This window comes from Streptomyces sp. LS1784 (assembly GCF_020103755.1).
In the GTDB taxonomy this organism is placed as follows: Bacteria; Actinomycetota; Actinomycetes; order Streptomycetales; family Streptomycetaceae; genus Kitasatospora.
The window spans coordinates 1-5171 of sequence record NZ_JAHSQD010000567.1; the positions used below are offsets into that span (position 1 = coordinate 1).

Here is a 5171-nt window from a genome sequence, read left to right on the forward strand (position 1 = left end):
GACGGGCGGCGCGCGGCGGGGACGGGCGCGGGGGCGCCGGACGGGGGCCGGGCACCGGAGCCAGGGCGGCGACGGTGGTGGGTGCGGTGGCAGGGGCTTGTGCGTCCGACTCGCGGGGGAAGGGAACGCCGGGGCCCGGGAGGCTCTCGTGAATCTCCGGCTCCTCGGGGAAGACAGGCATACCCGGATATCTATCAAATGCCGGTCGGACGCGCACGGGCACCCCACCCACTGGGCACCGGCCTCCTGCCGCCCCCTCCCGGGCAATTCCAGACGGACCGTCAGAAACCGAGCGTCAACTGTTCGTCGACGGACCCCCGGCCGGCGCCCGCGCCCTCCCGAACGCGCTTGAGATGACGCCACTTCGGCAGTGCGTCCAAGTAGGCCCACGAGAGCCGGTGGTGCTCGGTGGGACCGAGCTCCTCCAGCGCGGCCCGGTGCACCGGCGACGGGTAGCCGGCGTTGTCGGCGAAGCCGTACTCCGGGCACCCCTCGCCCAGTTCGGCCATCAGGCCGTCGCGGTGGACCTTGGCGAGCACCGAGGCGGCGGAGACGCAGATGCAGGACTGGTCACCCTTGATCACCGTGCGCACCCGCCAGGGGCCGCCGAGGTAGTCGTGCTTGCCGTCCAGGATCACCGCGTCGGGCTCGACCGGCAGCGCCTCCAGCGCCCGAACGGCGGCCAGCCGCAGCGCCGCCGTCATGCCGAACTCGTCGCACTCCTGCGGAGAGGCCTGCCCGAGCGCGTACGCGGTGACCCAGTCGGCGAGGACGGGGGCGAGCGCGCGGCGGCGCAGCTCGGTGAGCAGCTTGGAGTCGGTCAGCCCCTCCGGCGCCCTGCGCAGACCGGTGACGGCCGCGCCCACGGTGACCGGCCCGGCCCAGGCGCCGCGCCCGACCTCGTCGAGACCGACGACGATCTTGGCGCCGGCCCGGCGGAGCGAGCGTTCGACGGAGTGCGTCGGGGGGACGATGGGCATGGCGGATTCCGTTCGACTGGGGCAGCCTCCAGCCTAAGCCCGCCTCGCGACCGCCGAATCCGCCTCCCCGGAAAGGGGCCCCCGACGGCCGAGCACGCGGGGCCGGCGCCCGGGCACGCGGGCCCGTCACCGCCACGCGAGCCCGACACCACGCCCCCGGAGGCCGCCACCGCCCCGGGACCGGCACCGCCTCGGGGCCGGCACCGCCCTCAGGCCCGGATCATCGGCTCCAGCACCTCGTCCAGCAGCCGACCGGCGAAGCCCGGCCCCACGCCCTCCAGCCCGCGGATCTTGACCTGGTAGAGCAGCACTGCCGGGATGACGTCCGCCACCAGCGGGGTGGCCGCGCCGGGCCGGACGTCGCCGCGCTCGGCACCGCGGCGCAGGATCTCCAGGATGGTCCGCGCGGTCGGTTCGATGACCCGGTCGGTGATGAAGGCCTTGAAGACCTCGGCCCGCTCGTGGTCGATCTCGCCCATCAGCGCGTTGAGCGCGGAGCCCACCCGGGAGGTCATCGCCTGCGTGAACCCCTCGACGAGCTGGAGGAGTTCGTCACGTGCGGACCCGAGGTCGGGGGTGTCGGACGGGCGTGGGAGAGTGGCGTCCAGGGCGTCGATGACGAGCTCGTCCTTGGACGCCCAGCGCCGGTAGAGCGCGGCCTTCCCGGTCCGCGCCGCACTGGCGACCCCTTCCATGGTCAGTCGCGCGTATCCGCCGGAGGTGAGCTGGTCGAGCGCGGCCTCGAAGATCGCGTTCTCCAACTCCTTGCCCCGGCGCCGTGCCGGCCGCGTCAGCACCTGGCGGGCGGCCCGCACCGGACAGAAGACCGGCTCGACAGCCGGCTCCGCCCCCACCCGGGCACCCGGCTCCACCCCCACACCGGCGCCGGCGCCCGACCCCGCGACCACCGGCCCGCCGCCCGCCTCCACCGGCCGAGCAGCCGCAGGCCGAGTCCCGGCAGGCCGAACAGCCGCCTCCCCGGAGGCCGGGCCCACCGAACCGGCCGGCGACCGACCGGACCGGTCAGCCACCAGGCGCCGCACCAACCGTTCCATCGCCACCATCCTTAAGGAACGCTTGCGTTCACAATCATGGCCAGGATATCGTCCCGATTAGTGAACGATCCCGTTCCTTCTCGGCCTGCGCAAGGGCGCAGCGCCAAACCCGGACCGGCGACTCCGCCGAACCCGCACCACCGAGCACATAGCCAGCAGGGGGCACATTCGTGGCTATATCCGACACGCTCAGCAAGAACTCACCACCGCAGGCGAGCCAGGGGCGGGGCAAGGGCATCACCCTGACCGTCATCGCGGCCACCCAGCTCATGGTGGTCCTCGACGCGACCATCGTGAACATCGCGCTGCCGCACATCAAGGACGCCCTGGGCTTCTCGACCACCGACCTGTCGTGGGTCATCAACGCCTACACCCTGACCTTCGGCGGGCTGCTGCTGCTCGGCGGTCGCGCGGGTGACATCCTCGGCCGCCGCCGGGTGTTCATCTTCGGCACCCTGCTGTTCGGCCTGGCCTCGCTGCTCGGTGGCTTCGCACAGGACAGCGGCCTGCTGCTGGCCGCCCGCGCCCTCCAGGGCATCGGTGGCGCGATCTGTTCCCCGACCGCCTTCGCCCTGATCGCCACCAACTTCGACGAGGGGCCGGAACGCAACCGGGCGTTCGGCGTGTTCTCGGCGGTGGCCGGTTCGGGCGCCGCGATCGGCCTGCTGGCCGGCGGTCTGCTCACCGAGTACCTGAACTGGCGCTGGGTGTTCTTCGTCAACGTGCCCATCGCGATCCTGATCGCGATCGCCGCGCCACGCTACATCGCCGAGTCCGAGCGCCACCCGGGCCGCTTCGACCTGCCCGGTGCACTCACCTCGACGCTCGGCCTGATCGGCCTGGTCTACGGGTTCATCCGGGCCGCCTCGGACGGCTGGTCGGACAGCATCACGCTCGGCTCCTTCGCGGCCGGCGCGATCCTGCTCGCCGCCTTCCTCGTGGTCGAGAGCCGCACCGACCAGCCGATCACCCCGATGCACCTGTTCGCCGACCGCAACCGCACCGGCGGCCTGGTGATGATGCTCTGCCTGGCCGCGGCCATGTTCGGCATCTTCTTCTACGTCGTGCTGTTCGTGCAGGGTCCGCTCGGCTACAGCCCGCTGAAGGCAGGCGTCTCCTTCCTCCCGATCAGCGTCGCGATCGTCATCTCCGCACAGATCGCCTCCAACCTCCAGGCCAAGTACGGCCCGAAGCCCTTCATGGCGGGCGGCGCACTGCTGGTCACCGTCGGCCTCACCTGGCTGACCCAGATGAACAAGGACAGCGGCTACCTGGACGGGGTGCTCGGTCCCACGGTGGTGTTCGGCCTCGGCATGGGTCTGATCTTCGTCCCGGTGATGCTGCTCTCCGTCGCGGGCGTCCCGGGCGAGGAGACCGGCGCCGCCTCCGGCCTGCTCAACTCGATGCAGCAGATCGGCGGTTCGCTCGGCCTGTCGATCCTGACCACGGTCTTCGCGCACTACGCCACGGCCGAGGTCGCCGCGCAGCTGCCGAAGTTCATGGAGAGCGCGAAGCCGGAGCAGCTGGCCTATCTCCAGCAGCACCACGAGTTCCCGCAGGGCACCGACGCCGCCAACACGGTGCTCACCCAGGGCATTTCGCACGGCTTCATCGTGGGCGCCGCGCTCGCGGCGCTCGCCCTGCTGGTCGCGGTCTTCGTGATCAAGGCCAAGGCCAGCGACCTGCCGAGCGACTCCTCCGCCATCGCGATGCACTGACGCCGTCGCGATGCACTGACGCCGCAACGACGCCCAGGGCCGGCCGGGAGCAGCACGCTCCCGGCCGGCCCTGCCGCTGTCCGCGGGTCCCCCACCCCGCTTGGCCTACCAGGCGTCGTACGCCAGCCCCGCCCGGTCGCAGGCCGTGCGGCCGGGCGCCGCCGAGTCGACCGGCGGCCGCTCCGCCAGGATCTCCCGGGCCCGGGCTGCCGCAAGGTTGGTCGCGTACCAGGGCCTCGACTCCCCGTCCAGGTCCTGCCCGATCAGCTGCAGCGCACAGCTCCGCTGCGGCTCGGGGAGCCGGTCCAGGGCGGGCACCGCGTCCGCCGAGAGCCGACGGACGTTACGCAGGTCGATGGCCGCGGTGTGCGGGTCGGTCCGCAGGGACCGCTCGTACCGGGTGACGTTCTGCTCGGCGACGATCGCATCCGGGCCCATCAGGCCGTAGACCGCGACGGCGAGCATTCCGCTGAGCACGACGACGCGCGGCAGCCAGCCGGTGCGGCGGGTCAGCCCGGCGGCGATCAGCAGCAGGAAGACGGCGCCCAGCCAGATCTCGACCACCAGTACCCAGAGCCGCAGCCGGGTGAGCCCGGAGGCGTCCACGTAGAACCACATCCGGCCGAGCGCCGAGGCGACCACGGCCAGCGCCAGCACGCAGAGCAGGCCGAGCAGGACCCGCGCCACCCGGCGGTCGGCGGGGGTGGTGCGCGGGGCCCAGCGCTTGGCGAAGGCCACCACGACCAGGGTCAGCACGGTGATCACGCTCAGCTGCCAGAAGCCCTGCCGGGCGTACTCGGAGCGGCTCATCCCGGTGTTGCTCAGCACGGCGTCCGCGCCGCCGAGGACCACCACGGCCTGGATCACCGTGAAGGCTCCGAACATCAGGTTGAGCGCGACCAGCGGAAGCGCCCACTCCAGCCGGCGCCGCTCCCGGCCCGGCCGGATCTCCGTACGGTCCCAGCGGCGCGGGCCGGCGGCCATGTGCGCGAAGCCCAGTACGGTCACCGCCCCGAGCACGAACAGCGCTCCGCGCCCCGGGAGTTGGTCGAGGTCGAGGTCCGGGCTGAGGTTGCCCAGCAGGTCCGCCATGGCGGCGTCGGCGCCGGCGAACAGCAGGCCGAAGACGGTCAGCAGGACGGCGGCGACCGCGAGCGCCTTGAGCACCGGGACGATCCGGCCGCGGCCGGGCAGCGGCCGACGGTCCATGCTCTCCCAGACCCAGACCACCGAGGGCACCAGCTGCCACAGGATGCCGGGCAGTGGGAACAGCACGCCCGGCCAGCGGCGGCCACCGTGCAGGGCCAGCGAGGCCAGCGCGAGCGCGCCGACGGCGGCCAGCGCCACGGGCCAGCCGGCGTCCCACCAGGCCGGGGCGGCGAGCAGGGCGAGGGCGAGCAGGCTCCACACCGCCGTCC

Annotated in this window: 4 protein-coding genes and 1 pseudogene; 1 reads left to right on the forward strand and 4 read right to left on the reverse strand. The window is 72.9% G+C overall.

What is annotated here, in order from left to right; translation table 11 throughout:
• From KS423_RS37800 to KS423_RS37810, 3 genes and pseudogenes are all read right to left on the reverse strand, one after another.
• Positions 1 to 181 (reverse strand): annotated as a pseudogene (locus tag KS423_RS37800) (hypothetical protein); the annotation flags it as partial.
• Positions 182 to 281: 100 nt separating this feature from the next.
• Positions 282 to 980 (reverse strand): ribonuclease HII, encoded by a 699-nt coding sequence (locus KS423_RS37805; RefSeq protein WP_224284264.1) that lies wholly within the window; start codon positions 978 to 980, stop codon positions 282 to 284.
• Positions 981 to 1189: 209 nt separating this feature from the next.
• Positions 1190 to 1834, reverse strand: coding sequence for a TetR/AcrR family transcriptional regulator (locus KS423_RS37810; protein WP_224284265.1), 645 nt, complete (start codon positions 1832 to 1834; stop codon positions 1190 to 1192).
• A 371-nt stretch (positions 1835 to 2205) separates the two neighbouring features.
• Here KS423_RS37810 and KS423_RS37815 point away from each other — a divergent pair, with 371 nt between their 5' ends.
• Positions 2206 to 3753, forward strand: a complete 1548-nt coding sequence (locus KS423_RS37815; RefSeq protein ID WP_224284266.1) for an MFS transporter — start codon at positions 2206 to 2208, stop codon at positions 3751 to 3753.
• A 105-nt stretch (positions 3754 to 3858) separates the two neighbouring features.
• On the opposite strand, the gene KS423_RS37820 is transcribed toward KS423_RS37815, so the two are convergent.
• Positions 3859 to 5171: DUF4153 domain-containing protein (locus KS423_RS37820; protein ID WP_224284267.1), on the reverse strand; the 1313-nt coding region annotated here is incomplete at its 5' end.

What these genes read in the sequence shown, in the direction of transcription:
- KS423_RS37805 (WP_224284264.1), bottom strand. Translation starts at nt 980, where the DNA reads ATGCCCATCGTCCCCCCGACGCACTCCGTCGAACGCTCGCTCCGCCGG.